Below are 26,462 nucleotides of genomic sequence, written 5' to 3' on the forward strand. Positions count from 1 at the left end.
ATACAATGGTTATTTGTCTTTGTCGTCTTTTGCTTCTTCTCCTTCTGTCGCATCGGCATCCCGTGTTTCTTTTTTGTCTGCTTGATTCTCTGCGTTTGTTTTCACATTACGCTGTGCAACTTCTTGAATAATACTTGTAAGTGAGTTTGTTGCTTCTTTCAATTTTTCAGTTCCAACTTCTTTTTTTGCTGATTTTAAGTCTTCTATAGATTTTGTTATCTTATTTTTATCATCATCACTTATTGTTTCTTTGTTGTCATTTAGAAACTTTTCAGCTGTATAAATCGCCTGATCTGCAAAGTTGTTTGCCTCTACTTCTTCTTTTTTCTTAAGATCTTCTTCGCCATGTGTTTCAGCATCAGTCTTCATTTTTTCTATCTCTTCATCAGAAAGACCAGATGTCGCCTCAATTCTTATGGACTGCTCTTTCTTTGTTTTTTCATCAACCGCCTTTACATCAAGTATTCCATTGGCATCAACATCAAATGACACCTTGATTTGTGGAACACCGCGAGGTGCTGGAGATATTCCGTCTAAAAGAAACCTGCCTAAACTTTTGTTATCAGAAGCCATGGCGCGTTCACCTTGAACTATGTGTATATCAACAGATGGCTGGTTGTCTGTTGCTGTAGAAAAAACCTGTGAATGACTTGTTGGTAGTGTTGTATTCCTATCAATGAGTTTTGTGGAGACGCCCCCCATAGTCTCAATTCCAAGAGAAAGCGGTATGACATCAAGCAATAATATGTCTTTCACATCACCTGCAAGTATGCCCGCTTGAATTGCAGCGCCTTGTGCTACAACTTCATCTGGATTTATGCTTAGATTGGGCTCTTTATTGAAGAATTCTTTAACTTTTTCCTGTATCAATGGCATGCGGGTCTGACCACCGACAAGTATAACCTCGTTTATTTCATTAACCGTTATACCGGAATCTTCAACTGCTTTTTTTGTTATATCAAGTGCACGGTCAACATATTCCCCAGCGAGTTTATCAAGCTGTGCTCTGTTAATCTGCATAACAAGATGTTTTGGACCAGACGCATCGGATGTTATGAAAGGTATGTTTATGTCTGTTTGGCTTGCTTGCGACAACTCAATTTTTGCTTTTTCTGCTGCCTCATCCAATCTTTGGAGTGCTAACGGATCTTTAACTATATCTATACCCTGTTCTTTTTTAAATTCATCAGCAATGAAATAAATTAATTTTCTGTCTATATCACGACCTCCCATATGAGAATCACCGTTAGTAGATTTTACTTCAACAGTGTCATCTCCAACCTCCAATATAGACACATCAAATGTTCCGCCACCAAAATCAAACACAACAATTTTTTCATTTTTCTTTTTCTCAAAACCATAAGCAAGCGCTGCGGCAGTTGGCTCATTTATTATTCTCTTAACCTCAAGACCTGCGATTTTACCCGCATCTTTTGTTGCTTTTCTCTGTGAATCATTGAAATATGCAGGAACAGTTATTATCGCCTCTGTGACAGGAGTGCCAAGTTTCTGACTCGCATCTTCTTTTAGTTTTCGCAATATCATTGCTGATATCTCTTCTGGTCTGTACTCCTTGCCGTCCATAACAACGAGCACACCACCATTTTCACTTTTTTTCACTTCGTATGGGACTGTTTTTTTATCTTCCTGGACTACCTTGTCATCAAAATTATGACCTATGAACCGTTTTATTCCATATACTGTATTCTTCGGATTTGTTACCGCCTGTCTTTTTGACAAAAGACCAACAAGCCGCTGTCCGTTCTTTGAAATTGCGACCGTTGAAGGAGTCGTTCTATTACCCTCTGTGTTTTCAATTATTCTTGCACCATCAGGGGTCATATACGCCATTGCGGAATTTGTTGTTCCTAAGTCTATGCCTATTATTTTTCCCATAATTTGATATTAATTAAAAGTTTTTTATAATTTATTTTATTTTTTTTCTTCCCAAAAACCTATCATAACTTTTGCAGGTCTGAGAATCGTTTTTTCTATCTTATACCCCTTCTGCACAACCTCAACAATCCTACCGTCATCTTTCTTTTTCTCAACGGGGCAAGACCCTACAGATTCATGGTTCATAGGATCAAACATCTCATCAGTTGGATCAAATTGTGAAACACCACACGACTTTAATGAATCTATGAATTGCTTGTGGATGCCTACGATACCTTTGTGTAAAGTTTTGTCCGAAGAATCGTGAGAAAGTGCGATTTCAATGCTATCTATCACTTGGATAATGTTCTTTGCACAATATATTATCCCGTTCAATCTTGACTGTTCACCCATTTTTTCAAATTGCTTTCTCTCGTTTGCCGAATCCGCAAGAGCACGCTTCCATCCTTTTAAGTATTCTTCTCGCTCCTTTTTGCATTTTTCAAGTTCTTTCAATACCTTTTCTTCGTTATCGCCCACTTTTTGTTGTGGCTTTTTCTTCATACCACTATCTCTTGCTCCACTGTGGAGCCCTTCTTGCTTTTTTCAAGCCATATTTCTTCCTCTCTTTCCTTCTCGGATCTCTTCTCAAAAGAGAATTCTGTTTTAATAATTTTCTATGCTCCTGTTTGTGTTTTACAACCGCCCTTGCAATCCCAAGACAAACCGCGTCTGCTTGGGATGTGAGACCGCCACCTGTTACTCTTGCATCCACTGTAAATGCATCGTCAATAACCTCAAATGGAGATTTTACTTTCTTCTGGTGGCTCTTGTTCTTAAAATATTGCTCAAGGTCTGACTTGTTTACTGATATAACTGTATTAGAACTTGGCACGACACGAACACGAGCCACAGAAGTTTTTCTCCTTCCTATTCCTTCTGTGTATCTACTGCTATTAGTATTCTTTTTTTGCTTGGTTTCCACGGTCATACGCATTTTATTTTATTTAATTTTACTTGTCTTAGTTTGTTTTTAGGAAGCATCCCCGACACTGCACGCATCAAAACTTCTTCCTTACCCTTTGCCTCAATCACTTGTTTGACTGTTTTTGTTTTGTCGTTTCCAACATAACCAGAATGTGAGAAATATTTTTTATCTGTCAGCTTGTTTCCGCTTATTTTCATCTGTGGCACATTCTTAACCAACACGGAAACATCAAGCACACGATTTGGAGCATAATTTACATCTGTTTTTCCGTTTAACACATTGGCGACTTCTGTAGCGACCCTGCCTAAACTTTGTCCTTTTGCATCAATAGTAACTTCTTTCATATTTTATACAAATTCAATTATTGCTTCTTTAGCACCGTCTGTACGATTAGAAGATATTTTGGTTATGCGTGTATATCCCCCGTTTCTTTCCATATATCGCGGACCTATCGCACTTAGAAGTTTGGACACTGTTTTGTTGTCATTACCAAGCGCCTTTAACAAAATCCTTCTTGAGTGAAGAGTGTTTGTTTTTGAACGGGTTATCATTTTTTCAACCTGTGGGCGCAACTCCTTTGCTTTTGCTTCTGTTGTCTTTATTTTTTCATTGAGAATAAGAGAACGAGCAAGAGAACGCATAAGCGCATTCCTTATATCTCGAGTTCTGCCAAATTTTCTTTCTTTTATTCTCTTTTTCATAAATTATTTATCTGCTTTTCTGATTGAAAGACCTCTCTCTGCGAGAACCATCTCAATTTCATCTATTGCCCTTTCACCAAGACCTGGGAGGGCTGCAAGCTCTTTTCTTGTCTTTTCTTCCAAATGATTTAAGCTTACTATCCCTGCTTTTTTGAGGGCATTTGTTACGCGATTTTTCAAGCCAAGCTGATCAACCGTTCCCCTCTCCGCCTCAAGTTCTTTTTCTGTCATCTTAATCTCCTCGCTGTCTGAATCATCCTTAAACCCTACAATAGCCTGAAGCTGCGTTATGATTATTGAAACAGTTCTGCGAAATACTTCTTTTGGTGTTATCGTCCCATCTGTTTCTATAAACACGCGAAGCCTGTTGAAATCAATCCTATCACCAACTCTCATTGGCTCTACTTCATAATTCACTCTTCTTATAGGAGAGAAAAAAGAATCAACAACTATGGTTCCAATCTCAACACGATCTTTGTGACTATCTCTCTGAACAAAACCAACACCTCTTTCAATTGTCAGTTCTGCAGAGAACTCTACTTTAGGATCAGTTATTTCGGCTATATTATAATCTTTATTCACCACTTCAACCTGTGGGTTGTTTGATATGTCCCCCGCTGTTATAACACCTATGCCTTTTTTCTTAATTTTTACTTTCTGCGGTTCATTTGTATGCATTTTGAATAATATTCTCTTTAAGTTAAGAAGTATTATCAAAACTTCTTCTTTTATTCCTTTTATGGTAGTGAACTCGTGAGACACTCCATCTATCTTCACGCTTGTAATCGCTGTTCCTGGTATTGAAGAAAGGATAACACGGCGTAAAATATTTCCTAATGTATATCCATAACCTGGATACAGACCATCTATCTCATAGACGGCACTTGTCTCGTTTTCCTTTACCACACGGGGTTTAGAAGGAAGATTTATGCTATATTCATCTAACATCATAATTTATCTACTGTAATATTCAAACACTCTTGAAACATCAAACAATATGTCCTGAGGTGTAGTTGTTGGTAATTCTTTTACAGTTCCTGCACTGGTTTTGTTGTCAAATGACAGCCAGCTTGGAATTTTTCGTTCCTTCTGCAATTCTGCCATTCCATCAAAATTCTTTTTATTCTTGCTCGCCTCTCGGATGCCTACGACATCACCCACACGAAGGGCTCGTGAAGGTATGCGGATTTTTCTTCCGTTTACTGTGATGTGCCCGTGTGAAACCATCTGCCTTGCTTTTTTTCTTGTCTCTGCAAATGAAAGACGATACACCACATTATCAACCCTTCTCTCAAGTGAACAAATAAAATAATCAGTTACTCCTATGCCTTTTTGTTTTTCGGCTTCTCTTACATATTTCTTTAACTGACCTTCACGTATTCCATAGGTATATCTTGCTTTTTGTTTTTCAACAAGCTGTTTGCCATATTCTGACACGCCAGAATAAGAAGATTTGCTTTTTCTTTTTCTCTCTTCGGAGCGAGTATATTTAGCAGTCTGACACTTCTCAAACACAGGAGCGCCGAGTCGTCTACTTATTTTATATTTTTTAAGTTTAATCATACTAATCTATACTCTTCTTGGTTTTCTTCTCTTAGGTCCGTTATGTGGAATTGGTGTTTTGTCTACGATAGAACCAATTACAAAACCTTTATTAACAAAAGAACGCATAGCCGATTCTCTTCCAGGACCCACTCCTTTTATCACCACATCAACATCTTGAAGACCTATTGCTTCTGCTTTGTCTGCGAGAAGTGCTGCAACCTTTGCTGCCGCAAAAGGAGTTGATTTTTTGGTTCCCTTGAAACCAAGCGCACCGGTTGATGACCACATAACAGAATTTCCCTTTTCATCACACAAAGACAATTTTGTGTTGTTATATGTAGCATTTACATGCAATACACCAGTTTTTATCTTGCGTTTTGGAAGGCGTGAAAGCGACCTTGAAAGAAGGCCTCTATCTGCTGTCCCACCCGCTTTTTGAACAGATCGTTTCTTACCCATACTACTTCTTCTGCAATTTTACGCGACCAGAACCCATTGTTTTAACGGCACCCTTCCTTGTTCTTGCGTTTGTCTTTGTTCTTTGTCCACGAACAGGCAATCTGACCATATGTCTTTTTCCCTGATAAGAACCTATATCTTTTTTTCTTTTTATATTAGAGGAAACCTCCCTTCTTAAGTCACCTTCTATTTTCAGAGACTCAATAGATTTTCTTATTGCTTGATCTTGAGCTTCTGTTAAATTTTCTGGGGTGGTGTGCTCTTTTATATTAGCTTCCTTTAATATGCGACGCGCACTTACACGACCTACACCGTATATGGTTGTTAGGCCTATCTCAAGATGAGTTTTTTCTGGAATTGTTATCCCTGCTATTCTCATATTTTATCTTTGTCGCTGCTTATTTCTTGGGTTCTTTTTGTTAATTACATAAATTCGTCCCCCGCGACGGACAATCTGATCGTTTTTATCTCTTTTCTTAATAGAGGATTTTACTTTCATACTTTGTTTACCAAGAAGTCAAAACACACAAAGATTAAAGACGCTGAATAATACGCGCCTTACCTCCATATTCGTCTAATACAATCATCACTTTGTCGCCAACAAGTACACGGATTCGATTTATTCTCATCTTTCCAGAAACATAGGCAATAACCTGCTCCTTTGTATCATCGACTGTTACAAGGAAGTTTGCATTGGAAAGTGATTCGTCAATCGTCCCCATGACACCCTTAGCTTTCTTATTATTTGCTTCCATCTATCATTGTTTTGACAAGTTATATAATAACAGATAGGCCAATTATTTGCAAGTGTCTATTTTCTGCCCTTTTTCCATTTATCTATATCCCCGTGATGACCTGATAAAAGGACCTTTGGGACCCTATATTTCCTATTCTTATAGCAAAATACCTCTGGTCTCGTATATACCTCGCTATTTGAGACACGGGATTCCTCTATGGAATCTGGGTTACCAAGGACATTCGGCAGATGTCTTGAAATGGCGTCTATGACAAACATGGCAGGCAGTTCGCCGCCCGTCAATATGCACCTACCAACCGAAATTTTTTTTGCTTTTGTTATTTTTTGAACACGCGCATCAATCCCCTCATAATGACCGGATATCAGTATTATGTGTTTATATTTTTTTCTGATTCTGTTTGATATGGAAGATGTAAATTCTTCACCGCTTGGTGTAAAGAAAAAAGATACCACATCTTTTTTTCTTCCAACCGCTTTTTCAAAAGCTTTAAGCACCGGCATTGGTTCAATAACCATCCCTGGTCCACCACCGTATGGTCTTTTGTCTATTCTCTTTCCTTTCTTTTCAGAAAAATCAATTGGGTTGTAAAAAGATACTTTTATTGATTTTTGTTTTACTGCACGCCCTATTATTGAGGTATTAAGATATTCTTTGAATACATCTGGGAACAAAGTTATTATGTGAAAATGCATAGACATAACTAACCTCGCCTTGTGGGCGACAAATTTATAGTTTTATTGATTTCTTAATTTATCTACTCGTTTCGTGGGGGTCGCTCCGACTCATCAAGTCGAAAACTTACATAAGCATTGTTTTTTCTTCCGACTGCCCTCAAAAGTGTTCTTATTGCATCTCTGGTTTTTCCGGACCTTCCTATAATTTTACCTCTCTCCGCTGGGTCAACAGAAAGCGTTAGCAATACCCCCTTAGGGTCTACTCTTCTATCCACTTTAACGCTGTCTGTATTATCAACGAGTGCCTTAACTATGAATTCCAAAAAATCCTGATCTAAATTTGCTGAACTATTATCCATACTAATCTCCTCTAAATTACCTTGTTCTTAAAAACGACTCAAAGAAAATCTTCCTGTCGTATAGATTAATTCTATATTATCCCTCCCATTTTGGTCAAGTATCCTCAGGGCTCGCATTCATCCACCCCATTTGTGCCCTATTTTAATTAAAAAACCACCCACAGCGACAAGGTCGCGTGGGTGGTTGAAAACTTGGGTGGCACATATGATTTCAATAGCGTCTGCCAGGGGCTTAAAGGACTTGGTTGACATTCCGAGAAAGGTTTTCAACACCTTCCAAAGATATCCCACTTGAAGACTCTCTAGCATACTCTTTGCCCAATCTCTCGATACACCACTCTTTGACTTCCCTGAAGTGTTCTGGACGACAATCCTCGTTATCCAAGAGTTTGCCAATTTTCATGAGTGCTGCAAGAACATTGCGATCATTTCGCGCATTGCCAAGATACCATTGGTATCCGCGTATGCCGTGGTGTAGGCGATATCTTCCAAACCACCTGTCCTTACCATCGAGAACATCATTGTAAGCATTGCCGATGATGTAACCACCAAAACCCATTCTCATCAAAAAACAGATGTCATCATGACAATAATATGGGTTGTTAAGGTAGTGTCCAACAACTAAAAAGTCCAGTTTGGCAGATCTTACAATACAAGCTGTTTTTCTTGGGTCAAGAGCGACTGAAACAATGTCGTCACCTTTGGGTGGGACGTATTTCTTCGCCATAGGGTCAACAGGTACACGGTACACTACAAAGAAGGTAGCTTCGTATACTTCGCCTTCTTCCCACGCCACCATGTTCTTCATATTCTTCTCCAACAAATTTTTGGTTTTTTTCCACAAACTTCTAGTGAAAGATAGCGATTCGTCATCACAAAGAAACCCTACCCTGAATTCCTTCTTAGGCTTTTTCTCAGTAGCCATAAGATTTTCCTCCTCTTTCCTTTACTTCCACAAAGTGAAACCTGTTTTCGGGATGCGACAAGCATCCCTTTCAAAGAACACGCGAGGACTTTCGTCCCCACATTGCTTTTATTATATTACCAAAACAAGCATTTTGTCAAACCACTCAGTTCTTCTATTTCATTATCGCTCTGTGGTTTCATTGCTTTAATTAAAAAACCACCCACGGCGACAAGGTCGCGTGGGTGGTTGAAAACTTGGGTGGCACATATGCCAACCCGAGATGTCAATAGGGTCTGTCAGGGGCATCAAGGACTTGGACGACATTCCGAGAAAAGTTTTCAGCACCTTCCAAAGATATCTCACCTGAAGACTCTCTAACATACTCTTTGCCCAATCTCTTGATACACCACTCTTTGACTTCCCCGAAGTGTTCTGGATAACTAGGATTGTTATCCAAAAGTTTGCCAATTTTCATGAGTGCTGCAAGAACATTGCAATCTTTACGCGCATTGCCAAGATACCAATTGTGTCCTCGCCATTTCCCAAACCATCCGTTTTGTTCATCGGGAACATCATCGTAAGCATTGCCGATGATGTAACCACCAAAACCCATTTGCATCAAAAAACAGATGTCATCATGACAATAATATGGGTTGTTAAGGTAGTGTCCAGCAACCAAAAAGTCCAGTTTGGCAGCTCTTACAACACAAGACGCTTTTCTTTTGTCTTCGTAAGCAGTGGCTGAAACGATTGAAACAATGTCGTCACCTTTGGGTGGGATGTATTTCTTCGTCTGGTCAACAGGTACACGGTACACTACAAAGAAGGTAGCTTCGTATACTTCGCCTTCTTCCCACGCCACCATGTTCTTCATATTCTTCTCCAACAAATTTTTGGTTTTTTTCCACAAACTTCTAGTGAAAGATAGCGATTCGTCATCACAAAGAAACCCTACCCTGAATTCCTTCTTAGGCTTTTTCTCAGTAGCCATAAGATTTTCCTCCTCTTTCCTTTACTTCCACAAAGTGAAACCTGTTTTCGGGATGCGACAAGCATCCCTTTCAAAGAACACGCGAGGACTTTCGTCCCCACATTGCTTTTATTATATTACCAAAACAAGCATTTTGTCAAACCACTCAGTTCTTCTATTTCATTATCGCTCGGCAGTTTCATTTTCATTAATTAAAAAACCACCCACGACGACAAAGTCGCGTGGGTGGTTTGGGTCAACCTCAACCTGTGCGTTCCATTATGCTAAGAACACTACCCTGTGTGCGAAAGTCAAGGGCAGAGAGAATATCTCTACCTAAAAATACAAGCTTTTCACAACATTCTTCGTTTGGGTCTTCACCCCAGTATTCAGGTTTTTCTTTACCAACAAAATCTTGGATAAACCCAAGAATGCAGTCGGCATCTATTTTCTGTAAGCAATCACGAGCGCTCAAAGAATGGCGTTCATCCACTCCGTGATTAACGATTCCCATGGATCGTATAAACAACTTAAGAAGATGAGGATTTTCGCTCATATCGCCAAGGTAGTTCGCTACACCATAGGGTGGTCTAACGGGAAGCCTGCCCAAACCCACGGTCCCCTTGAGATCATAACCTCCCTCGTTGCCGATGAAATAACAACCTCCACATCCACCATGTAACAAAGAAACGTAGAAATCATGACCACTAAATTTCCCACCACCACTAAGATAGTTCCCATCTCCAAGATAGGGGTTGATGATGAGAAAATCTGGTCTGACAGTTTTTACAAGATCTTTTGTTTCTTTCTTGCCATTGCGGTAGAACAACAATATATTGTCGTCTTCGCGTTCGGGTATAGGACTGCCATCACAAGACACAACATAGAAATCTTTGTAGATGTTGTATGCATCCCATTTCTCCTTGCCCTTTCTCAGGAGTTCTCTCGTTTTCCTCCAAAAATCTTGTGTTTGCGGTAACTCACTGAGATGACAGAGAAACGCAATCCTTACTGTTCTCTCAATCCTCCCATTGACTTTTGCTTCTGTGCTCATTTCTTTTCCTCCTCTTTCCTTTACTTCCACAAAGTGAAACCTGTTTTCGGGATGCGACAAGCATCCCTTTCAAAGAACACGCGAGGACTTTCGTCCCCACATTGCTTTTATTATATCTCACTAACCAAAGTTTTGTCAAACCCGCGCTCTGCGACCTATTACTTCCCCCTTCTTTATTGTTCTTTCTTTTCTTCGGTTGGCGCTTCACCCTCTGTTTTCTGTTCTGCTGTTGCTTCCTTATTTTCCACCACCTCTTCTTTTTGTTCTGGCTTCTGCTCTGTCGTCTCCTCTGGCTTCTGCTCTGTCGCCTCCTCTACCTTTTGTTCTGCCTGTGGTTGTTCGGTTGGTGCTTTTTCCTCGCCAACTTTTTCCTCTCCACTTTTTTGTTCAGCTGACACTTCACCCTCTGCTTTTTGAGTGGCTACTTCTTCTGTCTTATTTTCATTGGCAACACCAGCCTCTTGTTTTTCTTCGTTAACTTCTTTCTTTATAGGTGTTTTCTTTGGTAGGACATTTTTCTTTTTTCCTTTGAGCATACCGTCTGCTACCAATATATTAAAAACTGTCTCAGACACTTCTGCACCGTTGTTCATCCAATGTTGTATTCTCTCCTTTTCTATTGATTTGGTTTTTCTTATGCTGTCGTAAGTTCCCAACTTTTCTATATACTTTCCACTTTTAGGACCAACGCTGGAGTCCACAACAATAATACGATATGAAGGATTGTTTTTTCTTCCTGTTCTTTGTAATCTTATTTTAAGCATTATAGTGTTTAATAGTAGGTGTCATTGAATAATTTGTCAATGTTTAGTAATAATTCTTTAGATTCTTTGTCTTTTTGTGTGATTGAATCTTGTTTATCGCTTTTGCCTCAATCTGCCTTATTCTCTCACGGGTTACACTGAATTTCTTACCCACTTCTTCAAGAGTTCTCGCGTGTCCGTCCTTTAGTCCGTGCCTCATTTCAATAACTTCTCTTTCTTTTTCAGTGAGGTCTCCAAGAATTTCCTGTATTTGTGTTGACAGGATACTTTTTGATGCCTGTGTGTCTGGTGATTCTGTGGTTGTGTCAGCAGTAAATTCACCCAATGACGATCTTTCTGGGTCACTTGAATCACCGATTTGCTTATCAAGTGATGCGGTGTCTTGCCTTATTCTCTGTATCATCCACACTTTCTCAACAGGAATATCCATCTCAACTGCGACTTCTTCTGCATGTGGTTCGCGACCAAATTCTTGTGTGAGACGATTACAAACCTTGCGATACTGGTGAATTGTGTCCACCATGTGAACTGGTATGCGGATAATTCTTGATTGGTCTGCAAGAGCTCTGCTTATTGATTGTCTTATCCACCAAGTCGCGTATGTAGAGAATTTGTAGTCCATTCTATAATCAAATTTTTCAGCCGCTTTGAAAAGTCCAAATGTTCCTTCCTGAATCAAATCAAGCAGGGTTAAATTAGGGTTTTTGTTTACATATCTCCTTGCATGTGAAACAACCAAGCGCAAGTTTGCTTGTATCAATATTTTTTTAGCATCTTCGTCCCCATTTTGTATTCTTTTACTCAATTCTTTTTCTTCTTGGGCTGTTAAAAGCTTATGCCTTCCTATCTCTTTCAGATACATCTGAACAAGGTCGCTTGAAGAGGTCTTTACATTTCCTCTTGTCGGAGTGTTTGTTATTCCAGGTAGTGTTATTTTGGACAAATCATCAAAATTGCTTATTGATTCTGCGACTTTTATATTCCTTATATCCATCTCGTCATAAAGTTTCTCAAGTAGTTGTATCTTCTTTTCTATCAAAGGGAATTGTTTCAATATCTCATCGTATGTTATAAAGCCCCTTTGCTGACCGACTTTAACCAATGTATTAATTCTGGATTGCGCGATTTTTGAAAGAGTAAATGGCTTTTTCCTTCCGACCTTTTTCACTTTCACTTTTTTCTTCGCAACTTTTTTTGGCGCCCTTTTTACAACCTTCTTTGCTTTTTTCTTCGTGACTTTTTTCACCTTTTTTCTTCCAACCTTTCTTCCGACTTTTCTTGCTTTTCTTGGAACTTTTTTTACAACCCTCCTCTTCTTTGTCTTTTTGGTTGTTGATTTTCTCTTTTTAGACACTCTTTTAGACAGAGAAGTTTTTCTTCTTGTTGTCTTTTTTGATTTTTTTGTGGTTTTTGTCTTTTTGGGCATATATTAATCTGTATGTTTTTCAAGTGACTTCAACTTATTTAATATATCATACAACTCTCTCTCAAACTTCTCCTTGTTTTCTGAGTCCGCTTCGTCAATTGCTTTTGCTATATTATTTTGGCGCTCCTTTAGCAAAACTCGGAAAAGTCTTTCTGTTATCTCTTCAAGGGCTATGAGCATGTTTGATACCCTGTGCGTTTCATCTGGGTACTCCTGCTCAAAACGAAGGGCAGCAACTTCAGGATCAACTGGATTTTTCTCGTCCATATATTCCTCCGTGATTTCTTCAATGAGATTTTTAAGCGAGTCCTTACACTCTATGCTATTTGTTTTTATATAACTCAAATATGCAAAAAATTCATTTGATAATTTCTCTTTCGGCAATTTGTCAGTTTGAGGGTTGGGTGTCTTTTGAGTATAGATTACTTTATTTTCCTTTGTTTTTTCATATTGCCTTCTTACATCATCAATAGGCACATCAAACTCTTTTGATACTTTGTTAAGCAATGTCGCCTGCAACAAATCATCAGAAGAAGCGTTTATAAGAGAAAATACAAGTTCGTTTGTTTTCTTTATCTGTTTTACCACATCACCTTCTTTTTTCACCTGTGCGATAAAAAAGTCAAACACATCGGCAGACTCTCTTATGACTTTCTTCCAATTTGATGAATCTTCGTTTATTATGTCTGCGGGATCTTTATTCTCGGGCATACCCACAACCTTTACAGTCATTGAGTTTTTTACTGCTTTTAATGCAGCCCTATGAAGTGCTTTTAACCCAGCTTCATCTGCATCAAACGCAAAGAGTATATTGTCTGAAAACCTTTTAATAACCATTATGTGTTCATCCGTCATCGCTGTTCCGCAGACCGCTAATGCGTTTGCATAATCTGCTTGGGCAGAAAAAACAACATCCAAATGACCTTCAACAATAATTGAGAATTTATATTTTCTTATATTCTGTTTCGCCTCGTAAATTCCATATAGAGCCCGCGATTTCTTGTATAAAATTGTTTCAGGTCCGTTTATATACTTTCCAGCGTTTTTATTCTCCTTTATCAACCTTCCAGAAAACGAGATTACATTTCCCTCTGTGTCTTTTATAGGAAACATTACCCTGTCTCTAAAATGTGAATATATATCTTTGTTGTCTGCCTGTTTTGCAAGACCTGCCTTTATGACTTCTTCTTTTGTGAAACCTTTTAACACCAAGTGCTGAATTAGTGAGTTGTTACTGGGCGCATAACCTATCTCAAAAAAATTAATTGATTTTTGTGATACTCCGCGAGTTTCTAAATATTTTTTTGATTGGTCGGTGTGATTGTTTGAAAAAAACTTGTTTGCTTCTTTTAGCACATCCCTCAAACGATTGATTTCATTTTTGTTTGTGGAAGTTTTGTAAGAATACTCATTAGGATCTATGCCAGACCTTTCTGCGAGTAATTTAACGGCATCCTTGAAATCTAATCCCTCTACCTCTTGGATAAAAGTGAATATATCACCACCTCTATTTGTAGAGAAACAATAAAATAAATTTTTATCAGGTGAAACAATAAATGAAGGTGTTTTCTCATTGGAAAAAGGTGACTTGCCTTTCATATTTTTACCCGCACGGACTAACTTTACATACTGAGAAGCGACATCCTGCATTGAGAGGCGTGATTTTATTTCATCAACGATTGAATTTTGATGCTTCATATTATTGTTGAGAATCTACTTCTTCAACATCAAGCTCTTTTTCCTGTCTACGCCTTTCCTCTTCTTCATCAAGTCGCTTCTGAAGGTCGGCAATCATTGAGTGTTTTTTACTTCCCTTATACCCTGTTCCTGCTGGGAGAAGTCGACCTGTTATAACATTCTCCTTAAGCCCTTCAAGGTGATCTGTGGTTCCGTTAAGAGCCGCCCGTATCAGAACATAAGTTGTGTTTTGGAAAGATGCAGCCGATAGGAAGCCTGGTCTGAATATAGACATTTTAGTTATTCCAAGCAAAATAGGCTCTATTTTCACCAAATTCCTTCCTTCTTTTTTGAACGCCTCATTAATTCTGTCGCACTCTTCATGCTCAATCAAATCACCGGCAACATATAGCGTATCTCCAGGTTCTTTGACAGAACAGGAAGAGAACATCTGTTTCAAAATCAGTTCAAAGTGCTTTGTTGCCAGAGATCTTCCCTGCAATTCATAAATCTTTGTTATCTCATCAAACATGTATTTTTGTGTTGCCTCCTTGCCGACATATTTGTATAGGTCTGATAGGTTGATGGAACCATCTGTCATAATTTTTCCTTTTTTCACTTCATCTCCTTTGTTTACAAAAACATGTCTATACTTATTCACACTATACTCTGTTTCTTTCTTTGATGCCTTTGTGTCATTTTTAGGAGAGATTATTATTATCTTTTCATTTCCTTCAACTCTTATGTCACTTATGATGCCGTCAATCATTGCGATAACTGCTGGTGATTTTGGGGTTCTATTTTCAAAAATCTCAACCACACGAGGCAAACCTGTTGTTATGTCACCAGATGCCGAGTATGCACCAGCAAAGTGAACGGTGTTCATGGTAAGCTGTGTTCCTGGCTCACCTATTGCTTGTGCGGCTATTGTTCCCACTGCTTCTCCCAAATCAACTTCTTTGTTGGTTGATGGGTCATCACCATAACACTTTTTGCAAACCCCTCTTTTGTTTTTACAGCTAATAGGAGAACGAGCGGTGATATGTTCAACCCCAGAATTATCAATCTTGATTGATAATTCTTGATCTATGTATTCACCCTTTTTAGCAATGACCTTCTTTGAAGAATCTACGACATCTTTTGCGAGATATCTTCCTTTTATCTTTTTGTAGAAAGGAAACTCAATACCAGAGGCACTTGTACGATACAGATTGAAACCACCTGTTGTTCTACAATTGTCGGAGTTTATTATCACATCCTGAGCCACATCAAACAATCTCCTTCCAAAATAACCTGACTCTGAAGTTTTTAGAGCCGAGTCCGAAAGTCCTTTTCTTCCGCCATAACCATCAATGAAATACTCAACAGGGTTAAGACCTTTTTTGTAAGAACTTATGATTGGTGTCTCAATAGGCATTCCTTTTGCGCTGGCAATTATTCCTTTTATTCCGATTATATATGTCAAATCCACAGCAGAACCTCTTGCTCCTGAGGCTATTATATCTTTTGTTGATCCGTCTTCATCCAAACCTTGCATGACAAAATCATTTTTCAATTTTGAAAATATTCCATGCCATACTTCAATACGCAACCTTCTCTGCTCTACACTAGACAAAAGACCATCTCTATATTGGTCTATTATCTCAGAAGATTTTTTGAGACCTTCATCAATAAGTGCATCAAGTTCTTTTGGCTCGGGTGTATCACTCAGAGACCAAGAAGCACCCGAAACCGTTGAGTACTTGAAACCAAATCTTTTTATTTTATCAAGCGATTCAAGGACATCCTCTAATGGATATCTCTCTATTATATCGCTTATTATTTTTGATATATATTTTTTCGTTATCAGCTCATTTATAAAAGGAAAGTCATCTGGTAACACAGTGTTGAACAACAACCGACCTACTGTTGTTTCAAAAGGTTTGTTATTAAATTTCTCATACTTTTTCTTTTCAGTTCCCAAAACTTTTATCTTTGCCCTTATATCAACGGCACCATATTCATATGCTGATATGGCTTCATTTGGATATGTAAACAGTTTTCCTTCACCTTCTGCGCCATCAATCATCTTTGTCATCCAATAACAGCCAAGTGCCATGTCCTGTTGGTTTGGTGATGCGATTATTTCTCCGTCACCAGGGTTAAGCACATTTTGACTTGCCGCCATGATATTTTTTGCCTCAAACTGTGACTCTTCCATAAGAGGAACATGAACTGCCATCTGGTCACCGTCAAAGTCAGCGTTGAATGCCTTACACACAAGCGGGTGTAGTTGTATCGCCTTTGTCTCTATCAAAAGTGGTTTGAAGGCTTGTAGACCCTGTCTGTGAAGTGTCGGAGCCCTGTTTAGTAAGACATATTTCTCTTTCACGACTTCTTCAAGCGCCTTCCAAACTTCTGCACCGCGATCATCAATCAATCTTCCAGCGGCTCTTATGTTGTAAGCAAGGTCTCTCTTGAATAGTTTCTCCATTACAAACGGCTTGAACAATTCCAAAGCCATTTCTTTTGGAATACCACATTCGTTCAATTTCAGCTCTGGACCTGCAACAATAACAGAACGCCCAGAGTAGTCCACTCTTTTTCCGAGAAGATTGGAACGGAAACATCCTCTTTTACCACCCAAATGTTCGGCAAGTGATTTTAATTCCCTTTTTTGGAACTGTCTCATGCCACCTGAATTTGTCCTTGAACGGATGGAGTTATCAAGCAAAGCATCTACCGCTTCCTGCAACAATCTTTTTTCATTTCTCAATATTACTTCTGGCGCACCAAGTGAAATAAGTCGCTTCAATCTTATATTTCTATTTATGATACGGCGATACAAATCATTTATATCAGATGTGGCATAGCGACCACCGTCAAGGGCAACCATCGGTCTTAAACCAGCAGGTATTATCGGCAAATGTAGGAAAAACATCCACTCTGGACGCGTTTTTGATTTTATGAAAGAACGAACCAAGCTCAATCGTCTGCGCATTTTCTCCCCTTCAATCTTGGATGCCGACTGAATCTTTTTGACAAGATTTTTTTCAAGAGAACGAAGATCTATTGACTTCAACGCCTCATATACGATTTCACCACCAATCCCTGCTTTGAACATAGAAGAGTATCTGAGAACATAGCGATAATATCTGTCCTCCCTTATCACAGCGCCCTTTTGTATTGACTGTATTTCTTTTTGTCTTATTTGATATGTCTCTTTAACCTTCTTCGCTTTTTTGTCATCTCCTTTTACCTCTTTCGCTTCTTTGGTATATTCTTTTCTCAGATTTTCAAGCAATACCTTTCTTTCATCTTCGTTCGTGTCTGTTATCATATATCCACCGAAGTAAACAACACTTTGCACTTCTGTAGCAGTAACGCCAAGCATCAAAGCTATGCGGGAAGGGACTGATTTCAAATACCATATATGAGCGACAGGTGCTGCGAGTTCAATATGACCCATCCTGTTTCTTCTCACCCCTGAGTGTGTAACTTCAACACCACACTTGTCACACACAATTCCTTTGTAACGAATATCGCGATACTTTCCACAAGAACATTCATAGTTACGCTCTGTTCCAAACACACGCTCATCAAACAAGCCATCTTTTTCTGCTCTTTGTGTTCTGTAGTTTATAGTTTCTGCCTTTTTTATTTCTCCTCTTGACCAATTCAATATTTCTTCTGGCGATGAAATACTTAAAGTTATGGATTCAAAATCGCTTCTTGAGTTAATCTTTTTTTCTTTTTTTATATTTTTGTTTTCCATATTATTCTTCTTCTTCTTCATCATTGTTTTCTCTATTAAAAGTCATATTCAGACCAAGACCGCGGAGATAATGAATAAGCACATTAAAAGACTCAGGCAGATTAATCTGCTTTATGCGATCCCCATCTATCATTGCCTTAAACGCTGCAGAACGACCATACATATCGTCTGATTTTATAGTCATCATTTCGCGCAGATTGTAAGCCGCACCATAACCAAGAAACGCCCATACTTCCATTTCACCCAATCTCTGACCTCCTTCGCGAGTTCTACCCTGTAGCGGTTGCTGATGAACGATAGCATAGTTTCCAAAAGATCTCATATGCAACTTGTCTTCAACCATGTGGCTAATTTTCATAAGATACATATTTCCTACTGTTACTTTTCTTGCAAGTTTTTCACCTGTTCTTCCGTCATAAAGTGTCTCTTTTCCTGTTTTATCAAACCCTGCTTTTACAAGTTCCTCTCTTACCTCTTCTTCTGTTGCTCCGCTGAATGACGGAACCACAGCTTGATAACCGAGGGCTTGTGCGGCAAGTCCAAGGTGTGCTTCAAATACCTGACCGACATTCGCTCTTGAAGCAATTCCAAGAGGGCTCAAAACTATATCAACCGGCTCACCATCTTCTGTGTGTGGCATATCTTCAGCGGGAAGTATTCTTGCGACCACACCTTTATTTCCGTGCCGTCCTGTGAGCTTGTCACCCACAGTTATATTTCTCATCTGCGCTATAGTAACTCTTATTTCTTCAAGAACACCTGGGTCTAATTGATCACCATTTTCTTTATTAAAGACCTTAACATTTATCACGCGACCTTGATGACCTGGGCTTAGTTTTTCAGAAGAGTCTTTTATGTCGCGTGCCCTTTCACCAAAGATGGAACGAAGCAACCTTTCTTCTGGAGTCAATTGTGTTTCACCCTTAGGGGTTACCTTACCTACTAAAATATCTCCAGGTTTTACTTCTGCACCTATGCGGACAATACCCCTCTCATCAAGGTTTCTAAGTTTTGCTTCTGATACATTTGGTATATCAAAAGTTGTCATTTCTGGTCCCAACTTTGTGTCTCTTACGCTGACCTTAAAATCTTTTGCGTGTAGTGAAACAAACTTTCCCTGCTCCACAATTTTGCTTGAAATCAAAATCGCATCTTCATAAGTCATGCCGTGCCAACACACAAACGCAACTCTAAGATTTTGACCGAGAGCAAGTTGACCTTGATCGGTTGATGCTGCGTCTGCCAATATCTGACCCTGCTTGACTTTTTGTTTGAGAGAAACGATGGATCTTTGATGATGTATGGAAGGGCTGTTGGTTCTGCCAAATTTAATCAAGTGGTAATGATAGTTTTTACCACTCACCCCTTTCATTTTTATCTCCTCTGCATCAACATATGTTATTTCGCCATCCTCTTCCGCGACAATCATACGCCTTGAGCTTTTTGCGACATCACCCTCAATTCCCGTTGAAACATAAGGGGCTTCTGGTGAAACATATATCGTTGCCTGTTTTTGTGTGTTCGCACCGAGAAGCGCTCTGTGTGCGGCATCATGCTCAATAAAAGGAATAAGCGCTGCTGCTACAGACAAAGTTTGATTGCTTGAGACATCTATGTATTCTATTTTTTTAGGAGAACTAAATCTTGGCTTGCTGTCTTTTCTGATTATCACTTGTTTATCTAAAATTTTTCCGTCCTTATCACACGACACAACCCTATGAGCAATCCTATATTTTTCTTCTTCCTCTGCATTTAGGCTGACTACTTTTTTTGTTATAACACCATCCTCAACTTTGGCATAAGTTGTTTCAATGATTCCATATCTGTTGACATCTGCATACAGTGCCAACTGAAGATTCAAACCAATGTTTGGACCTTCTGGCGTATGAACAGGACAAATACGACCGTAGTGTGATGGGTGCAAGTCGCGAACAGCGATGCCGGCATGCTCGCGCGTCAAACCACCAGGACCAAGTGCAGAAATTGTTCTTCTATGCTCAATCTCTGCAACTATGTTTTCCTGTTTCATAACATGAGAAAGTTGGTCTGTAAGGAAAAATTCATTAACAGAAGAACGAAAAGGCTGCGGGTTTAGAAAATGTGGAGTTGTAAAAGAAGTATCTATCGTTGTCATACGATCTTGCGTGTTTTTGGCCAATCGTGCTATTCCCCTCCTTATCCTTAACTGAAAAAGTTCACCTACATATCTAACCCTTCTTGAAGAAAGATTGTCTATATCATCTGGCTGTGCTTTTGGATCATTGTTGAGACGGACAATCTCCCCAAGTATAGTCATCACATCTTCAATAGAAATAGTTCTTCTTTCTATAGAACCTTTTGTCATTTTTATACCAAATCTTTTGTTAAATCTGATTCTTCCGAGCTCAGAGATATCGTATTGCTCTTTGGAAAACATATCATTTATCTTTGCTTTTGCATTTTCTGGCGTCAATTGGTCTCCTGACCGTATTTTCTTGTAGAATTCAACACAGGCATCATCTACTGTCTCTATGCTGTCTTTAAGTATCGTCTTTTTTAGCATATCGCGAACATCTTTGTTAGATGTTGCTTTTAATATCTGGTCGTCTGTTTTTAACCCAAAAGCACGCAAAAAAGTACTCACATACACCTTTCCAGTCCTATCCACGCGGACAGAACATGTTCCATTTATGTCCGTCTCAAACTCAAGCCACGGACCTTTTGATGGGGTAATTCTCGCAGAGAAACACCGCACATTTTTCACATCTTTTGCATTAAAGAAAACACCAAATGACCGTGTCAATTGTGACATTATAATTCTCTCAACACCGTTTATTATAAATGTTCCCCTGTCTGTCATAATTGGCACTTTGCCAAACAGAATTTCTTGTTTCTTTTCCGTTTTCTGAATTTTGTTTTTGAACTTTACCATTACTTTTAGCGGCGCATCATAAGTAAGCATGTTTTCTTTTGCATGCTGTTCGCTATATTTTGGAGAATCAAAACTATAAGAGACAAAAGATAGTTCAAATTTATCTCCGCTGTAGTCAGATATAGGAGAGTAGCTTTTAAACATTTCCCACATCCCCTCTTCCATAAACCAATTAAAAGACTCCTTTTGTGGTCCCAAAAGGTCTGGCAATTTAAGTAATGGTTTTTTATAACCAAGAAAATATTTTTTCTTTTTTGATCCTACTGTTTCACCCATGCGTCAATAAGACAATAATAAGTAAACAAAAAACTAAACGCTTAAACGCGTAAAGTGTTTTTTATACCCCTTTTATATAATTATTTATAATTTTTATGTGTATTAAAAATAAACCCCACTGGTCATTGATTTTCTCACCTTTGCCACAATGTCTGAACACAATCATAAATTATAGCAAATCTCAATATATTGTCAACCACCCCTATTTTTAGGGCTTTATTCACCCTCCGTGAAAGAAACAGATATTGAGTCAGGGTCGTCAGGTATTGTTGATTTCCACGATGGGAAAACGCTTGCCTCTCCACTCTCTATACTTGGAAATGTTGAGAGTATATTGGGTATATTAGACAGTTTCTTCCCCTTTATCTCATCAATCAGCTTATTCTCATTGACAGACCAACCAAGTTTCACAGAACCATTTAGAGTAAATTCTATATCCTCCAAGTCGTCTGGGTCGTCCAAATCCTCCTCAAAAGAAATATCAAGCGAGTTGTAATCAAGAAATGTTTGTGGCGTTTCGTCAAAATTTATATTCCTTGTTACCAAACCGATTAATACCGCCTCATTGAACGCAAGAGCCCTTGCCGTTGCCCTCTCTCTTAAAATTATTGATTCATTTTCTTTGTTGTCTGTCTGAGATACAGATTCGTATGTTATGAAAAGAGTGTCATCAAGGTCAAAAATCAGCGCACCATCAAGTGTTGTTGTTTTTATTATGTCCTCTGCTTTTGTTTTAAGTTTTTCTCTCAATCTGTTTCTTGCACTTTCTATTAATGTATCCTCAGCAACAAAACGAGTTCCCGAAAAACCACCCTTTATACTTGCATCTGAACGAGCAGTAAGTTTTGCATATAGTTCAAGATCGCCCGCTTCTTTTAATCCTGGAAAACGAAATGTTGTAGGACCTATGTTGTATTCCTCACCAGCAGCATCTGCAAATATCTCTACCTCAATTGTTCCAGGGACTTCATTTCCATCAACAACCTTGAGCGCAGGAACCGTTGTTCTTTTAGGAGTGCGGTATATAAGACCATCCTCTGTCTCAAAACGGGTTGTCGCCTTCAGTCTTATAGGGGTTTTGCTTATCGCGTTTATTATCGTTACCTTACCTGTCGCATTTAAGTTTACTTCCTTTGAACCATCAGCAGGTATCGCAACAGTATCTTCAATTTCTATGGACTCGGTTATTATGTATGTTGGCTGACTGCCTATATCACTCTCCTTTTTACCCGTATAAGATCCATCAACCTCAACAGTCTGCTCCTTCAAAGTAATCTCAACAGAAGCGCTTGAGAAAAAGGTTGTCAGTAAAACACCGACCAACGCAACAATGATTAAAACAAAAATAGACAACCTCACAAGTGCCCTTAATACAAGACCCCTGCCACTCCGCCTCCGCCTCACCTTACCATTAAACTCAGAAGAATGAGTTTGTTCTACAGATTTGTTCCCCTGTCTTGAGGGCTTTTTTACTTTCGGCTTTTCAATAGCGCTTATTCTATTTGTCGGCTCATCACCATTCATATATTTAATATTATACTACAAAAGGCAGGGGTCATGTGGTGGGGGTGTGAAACTGGGTTGATTGTGTAGGTGGTTATTCTTTTCTATTTTTCTAACCTATGAATATGAATATTGGGATATTGCCTTTCGAGTTTATTAAATTCTTCATCACTCATATTTCGGCTAACAACTAGTCTTTCTAAATTATAAGGACGACGTGGTGGTGGAAATTCTTCTGCATTTGTGAGACCTTTGAGTTCAAGCCACCAAACACTCTCAGGTATCTTCAACCCTTCTGCAGTTTTGAGACCGTTGAGAGAAAGCCTCTTCACACTCTCAGGCATCTTCAACCCTTCTGGGTTTGTGAGACCGTTGAGAGAAAGAATCTTCACACCCCCAGGTATATTCAACCCTTCTGGGTTTGTGAGACCGTTGAGTTCAAGATGCTTCACACCCTCAGGTATATTCAACCCTTCTGGGTTTGTGAGACCGTTGAGTTCAAGATGCTTCACACCCTCAGGTATATTCAACCCTTCTGGGTTTGTGAGACCGTTGAGTTCAAGATGCTTCACACCCTCAGGTATCTTCAACCCTTCTGCAGTTTTGAGACCGTTGAGATAAAGCTCCTCCACACCCTCAGGTATATTCAACCCTTCTGGGTTTGTGAGACCGTTGAGATAAAGCCACCTCACACCCTCAGGTATATTCAACCTTTCTGGGTTTGTGAGACCGTTGAGAGAAAGACCCCTCACACCCTTAGGTATCTTCAACCCTTCTGGGTTTGTGAGACCGTCGAGAGAAAGAATCTTCATGCCCTCAGGTATATTCAACCCTTCTGGGTTTGTGAGACCGTTGAGAAAAAGTGCCATCACACCCTTAGGTATCTTCAACCCTTCTGCAGTTTTGAGACCGTTGAAATCAAGTTCCAACACACCCTCAGGTATATTCAACCCTTCTGGGTTTGTGAGACCGTTGAGATGAAGATGCTGCACGCCCTCAGGTATATTCAACCCTTCTGGGTTTGTGAGACCGTTGAGAGAAAGTGACCACACACCCTCAGGTATATTCAACCCTTCTGGGTTTGTGAGACCATTGAGTTCAAGATTCTCCACACCCTCAGGTAATGGCGGAATGTCTTTTATATTTGTGGTTGAAAGAATAATTATGTATTCACCCCCAACAACAATTGGAAATTTAGTTCCGCCGTTTCTTTTTAGTTCTGCTAATTCTTTATCTTCAATTAATAAATTCCCAAGGTGATACACGCATTTACCAGATAGGGCTTCTTCTTCCGAAGTGCTTATTTGATCCTTTGGAACACCAAAGATATATGCAACATCTTCTATTTTATCTCTTCCTCTCAGTATTTCTTCTATCATCTCTTCACCTCCTAAGAAGTTGTGTATCTTGCCATCAATTTCATATAGAAAGCGTAGGTCTTCTTTTGATATTGATAGTGGGCTGTTGTGGATCTCTGTAACCCGTTTCATGTCCTCCGCTGCCTTGTTGTATCTCTCCGCTTCTTGTGGGTATTCCTCAAGCTTTTCTTTGAGGACAGGGAATATGTATTCATCTAATGTTTGCCCCTCTTCTATCCCGCTTATCTCGCGTATACCTTTCCCTCTAAACGCTATCGTCAATCTTGGGATAGTGGGGTCTCCTCTTTTATCATTGGAATAGTAGATAAGGGCATCTCCATTGTCTAAGTACCCTTCGCAAGTATTGATAGAACCTTCTAAACACCAGCCAGTGTGATGTCCTTGAAGTGAATCAAACATTTCTTTTTCTTGTCCTTTTGTAAATCTTCTCCACTTACCATCAATCACCTCAAGATGCTCAGCACCTCTGTTTCTTTTCAATATCTCCATCCTTCTGATGTATGCCTTTACAAAGTTTTTGTTCTCTAAGTATGTTCTAAATTCCTCATCTTCTGTTTCTATGTCCTTACCTTCCACTATCTTATTGAAATGCTCATATATTCCCGCAAGGGCTTGTTTGTTTAATGTTAGGAATGGTTTTGCTGTGTATTTTGTTCTTTTGTAGAATTGCTTCTCATTTACTTTGTATTCACCCACACGCAACACATTCTTTAGGGCAAGGAACTTAAACCAAAGGGGATATGCGTCTGTCTCATGTGATGCAAAATACTCTATCCAATTGTAGAGACTATCCTCTTGGTCTCCTATCACCCTTTCTGCATATTCTTTCTTCAGTCTTGGAATCTCACTCTTTGTTATGTCCTCACCCCATGATATGTCCTTACCCCTATCTCTTTCTATTTTTAGATGATTATTAAATGCCTTAGATATATTCTCCTCTTTTATGATATGGTTTCTCTTCACCATCCTCCATATCGCCTCTACCCCTCTTTCCCTCTTTTGTTCGTCCTCCCTTTGCAACACTTGTGCATAACGATCCAGAAATACCTTAATAATTTCTTCTGGCTTGTCTATCTTTTCACCAGTCCTTACCTCCTCCCTTTTTGCAGGTCCTCTAATCTTTTTGAATAAATGTTGGTCGGCACCTCCCAAGAACTCTGCACCCATCTTGTTTTCTTTCATATATTCTTATTATACCTTACTCAAAAGCGAGGAAGGGCAGGGGTCATGTGGTGGGGGTGTGAAACTGGGTTGATTGTGTAGGTGGTTATTCTTTTATTCTGGTTATCTCCGCTCAATTTCAATATGAGGATATTGCTCTTTGAGTTTATTAACTTCTTCATCACTCATATGTTGGCTAACAGTTAGTCTTTCTAAATCATTAGGAAGTGGTGGAAATTCTTCTGCACTTGGGAGACCCTTGAGTTCAAGCCACACCACCCTCTCAGGCATATTCAACCCTTCTGGGTTTGTGAGACCGTTGAGAGAAAGATCCAGCACACTCTCAGGTATCTTCAACCCTTCTGGGTTTGTGAGACCGTTGAGTTCAAGATTCTGCACACCCTCAGGTATATTCAACCCTTCTGGGTTTGTGAGACCGTTGAGAGAAAGACACCTCACACCCTCAGGTATTTTCAAACCTTCTGCAGTTGTGAGACCGTTGAGAGAAAGTACCCCCACACTCTTAGGCATATTCAACCCTTCTGGGTTTGTGAGACCATTGAGTTCAAGATTCCACACTCTCTCAGGTAGAGGCGGAATATCTTTCATGCTTGTGATTGAAAGATTAATTACGTATTCACCCCCAACAACAATTGGAAATTTAGTTCCGCCATTTCTTTTTAGTTCTGCTAATTCTTCATCTCCAATTCTTAAATCCCCAAGGTGATGTGTACATTTACCAGATAGGGCTTCTTCTTCCGAAGTGCTTATTTGATCCTTTGTAACACCAAATATATATGCAACATCTTCTATTTTATCTCTTCCTCTCAGTATTTCCTTTACCCTTGGGTCAGTTTCTCCTCTGAAGTTGTGTATCTTGCCATCAATTTCATATAGAAAGCGTAGGTCTTCTTTTGATAGTGATAGTAGGCTCTTGTGGATTTCTGTAACCCGTTTCATGTTCTCCATAGTCTGCTTGTATTCCTCTGCTACTTCTGGGTATTCCTCAAGTTTGTCTTTGAGGACGGGGAATATGTATTCATCTAATGTTTGCCACTCTTCTATCCCGCTTATCTCTCGTATTTTGTCTTTCCCATAAAACGCTATTGTCAGTCTTGGAACAGCAGGGTCTCCTTTTTTGTTATTGGAATAATAGATAAGGGCATCTCCATTGTCTAAGTACTCTTCGCAAGTATAGATTGAACCTTCCAGACACCAGCCAGTGTGATGTCCTTGAAGTGAATCAAACATTTCTTGTTCTTGTCCTTTTGTAAATCTTCTCCACTTACCATCAATCACCTCAAGGTGCTCAGCACCTCTG

General features: G+C 39.2%; 24 protein-coding genes. All 24 read right to left on the bottom strand.

The genetic code is table 11. The features are described from left to right. Positions 1–9: 9 nt before the first annotated feature. Positions 10–1,896 (bottom strand): molecular chaperone DnaK, encoded by a 1,887-nt coding sequence (dnaK, locus tag OXU73_01685; GenBank protein MDD9868020.1) that lies wholly within the window; start codon positions 1,894–1,896, stop codon positions 10–12. 36 nt (positions 1,897–1,932) lie between these two features. Beyond that, on the bottom strand, positions 1,933–2,439 hold the full coding sequence (locus OXU73_01690; protein ID MDD9868021.1) for a nucleotide exchange factor GrpE: 507 nt from the start codon (positions 2,437–2,439) through the stop codon (positions 1,933–1,935). 4 nt (positions 2,440–2,443) lie between these two features. Further along, positions 2,444–2,866: a 30S ribosomal protein S9 gene (gene rpsI, locus OXU73_01695; GenBank protein ID MDD9868022.1), complete on the bottom strand. Its 423-nt coding sequence runs from the start codon at positions 2,864–2,866 to the stop codon at positions 2,444–2,446. Further along, complete coding sequence (gene rplM / locus OXU73_01700) at positions 2,863–3,207, bottom strand: 50S ribosomal protein L13 (protein MDD9868023.1); 345 nt, start codon at positions 3,205–3,207, stop codon at positions 2,863–2,865. The genes rpsI and rplM overlap by 4 nt, the downstream gene beginning before the upstream one ends. Before the next feature lie 3 nt (positions 3,208–3,210). After that, complete coding sequence (gene rplQ, locus OXU73_01705) at positions 3,211–3,564, bottom strand: 50S ribosomal protein L17 (protein ID MDD9868024.1); 354 nt, start codon at positions 3,562–3,564, stop codon at positions 3,211–3,213. Between the two features lie 3 nt (positions 3,565–3,567). Next, the gene (locus tag OXU73_01710) at positions 3,568–4,515 is read right to left on the bottom strand and encodes a DNA-directed RNA polymerase subunit alpha (GenBank protein MDD9868025.1); all 948 of its coding nucleotides are present in this window, start codon (positions 4,513–4,515) and stop codon (positions 3,568–3,570) included. 3 nt (positions 4,516–4,518) lie between these two features. Continuing rightward, a complete protein-coding gene (gene rpsD / locus OXU73_01715; protein ID MDD9868026.1) occupies positions 4,519–5,127 on the bottom strand; it encodes a 30S ribosomal protein S4 in 609 nt (202 codons plus the stop codon). 6 nt (positions 5,128–5,133) lie between these two features. Further along, entirely contained in the window at positions 5,134–5,568 is a 435-nt protein-coding gene (rpsK, locus tag OXU73_01720; protein MDD9868027.1) for a 30S ribosomal protein S11, read from the bottom strand. A gap of 1 nt (position 5,569) precedes the next feature. Next, positions 5,570–5,947: a 30S ribosomal protein S13 gene (rpsM, locus tag OXU73_01725; protein ID MDD9868028.1), complete on the bottom strand. Its 378-nt coding sequence runs from the start codon at positions 5,945–5,947 to the stop codon at positions 5,570–5,572. A 3-nt stretch (positions 5,948–5,950) separates the two neighbouring features. Beyond that, entirely contained in the window at positions 5,951–6,067 is a 117-nt protein-coding gene (rpmJ, locus tag OXU73_01730; GenBank protein MDD9868029.1) for a 50S ribosomal protein L36, read from the bottom strand. Positions 6,068–6,101: 34 nt separating this feature from the next. Continuing rightward, a complete protein-coding gene (gene infA / locus OXU73_01735) occupies positions 6,102–6,323 on the bottom strand; it encodes a translation initiation factor IF-1 (protein ID MDD9868030.1) in 222 nt (73 codons plus the stop codon). Between the two features lie 56 nt (positions 6,324–6,379). Beyond that, positions 6,380–7,024 (bottom strand): tRNA (guanosine(37)-N1)-methyltransferase TrmD, encoded by a 645-nt coding sequence (trmD, locus tag OXU73_01740; protein ID MDD9868031.1) that lies wholly within the window; start codon positions 7,022–7,024, stop codon positions 6,380–6,382. Positions 7,025–7,080: 56 nt separating this feature from the next. After that, positions 7,081–7,359, bottom strand: coding sequence for a KH domain-containing protein (locus OXU73_01745; GenBank protein ID MDD9868032.1), 279 nt, complete (start codon positions 7,357–7,359; stop codon positions 7,081–7,083). A 232-nt stretch (positions 7,360–7,591) separates the two neighbouring features. Then, positions 7,592–8,284: a hypothetical protein gene (locus tag OXU73_01750; protein MDD9868033.1), complete on the bottom strand. Its 693-nt coding sequence runs from the start codon at positions 8,282–8,284 to the stop codon at positions 7,592–7,594. A gap of 265 nt (positions 8,285–8,549) precedes the next feature. Next, a complete protein-coding gene (locus tag OXU73_01755) occupies positions 8,550–9,257 on the bottom strand; it encodes a hypothetical protein (protein ID MDD9868034.1) in 708 nt (235 codons plus the stop codon). Between the two features lie 241 nt (positions 9,258–9,498). After that, positions 9,499–10,320, bottom strand: coding sequence for a hypothetical protein (locus tag OXU73_01760; protein ID MDD9868035.1), 822 nt, complete (start codon positions 10,318–10,320; stop codon positions 9,499–9,501). 143 nt (positions 10,321–10,463) lie between these two features. Beyond that, positions 10,464–11,054: a 30S ribosomal protein S16 gene (gene rpsP / locus OXU73_01765; GenBank protein MDD9868036.1), complete on the bottom strand. Its 591-nt coding sequence runs from the start codon at positions 11,052–11,054 to the stop codon at positions 10,464–10,466. Positions 11,055–11,097: 43 nt separating this feature from the next. After that, on the bottom strand, positions 11,098–12,480 hold the full coding sequence (locus OXU73_01770; GenBank protein MDD9868037.1) for a sigma-70 family RNA polymerase sigma factor: 1,383 nt from the start codon (positions 12,478–12,480) through the stop codon (positions 11,098–11,100). 3 nt (positions 12,481–12,483) lie between these two features. Further along, positions 12,484–14,178: a DNA primase gene (gene dnaG / locus OXU73_01775; protein MDD9868038.1), complete on the bottom strand. Its 1,695-nt coding sequence runs from the start codon at positions 14,176–14,178 to the stop codon at positions 12,484–12,486. 1 nt (position 14,179) lies between these two features. Continuing rightward, a complete protein-coding gene (rpoC, locus tag OXU73_01780) occupies positions 14,180–17,935 on the bottom strand; it encodes a DNA-directed RNA polymerase subunit beta' (GenBank protein ID MDD9868039.1) in 3,756 nt (1,251 codons plus the stop codon). After that, complete coding sequence (locus OXU73_01785; GenBank protein ID MDD9868040.1) at positions 17,913–21,098, bottom strand: DNA-directed RNA polymerase subunit beta; 3,186 nt, start codon at positions 21,096–21,098, stop codon at positions 17,913–17,915. The genes rpoC and OXU73_01785 overlap by 23 nt, the downstream gene beginning before the upstream one ends. Before the next feature lie 216 nt (positions 21,099–21,314). Next, positions 21,315–22,622, bottom strand: a complete 1,308-nt coding sequence (locus OXU73_01790; protein ID MDD9868041.1) for a hypothetical protein — start codon at positions 22,620–22,622, stop codon at positions 21,315–21,317. A gap of 83 nt (positions 22,623–22,705) precedes the next feature. Beyond that, on the bottom strand, positions 22,706–25,162 hold the full coding sequence (locus OXU73_01795) for a hypothetical protein (protein ID MDD9868042.1): 2,457 nt from the start codon (positions 25,160–25,162) through the stop codon (positions 22,706–22,708). 102 nt (positions 25,163–25,264) lie between these two features. Beyond that, a partial coding sequence (locus tag OXU73_01800; protein ID MDD9868043.1) for a hypothetical protein occupies positions 25,265–26,462 on the bottom strand: 1,198 nt, incomplete at its 5' end.

The organism is Candidatus Campbellbacteria bacterium (assembly GCA_028817035.1).
In the GTDB taxonomy this organism is placed as follows: Bacteria; Patescibacteriota; Minisyncoccia; order Phycocordibacterales; family JABAAK01; genus JAPPQH01.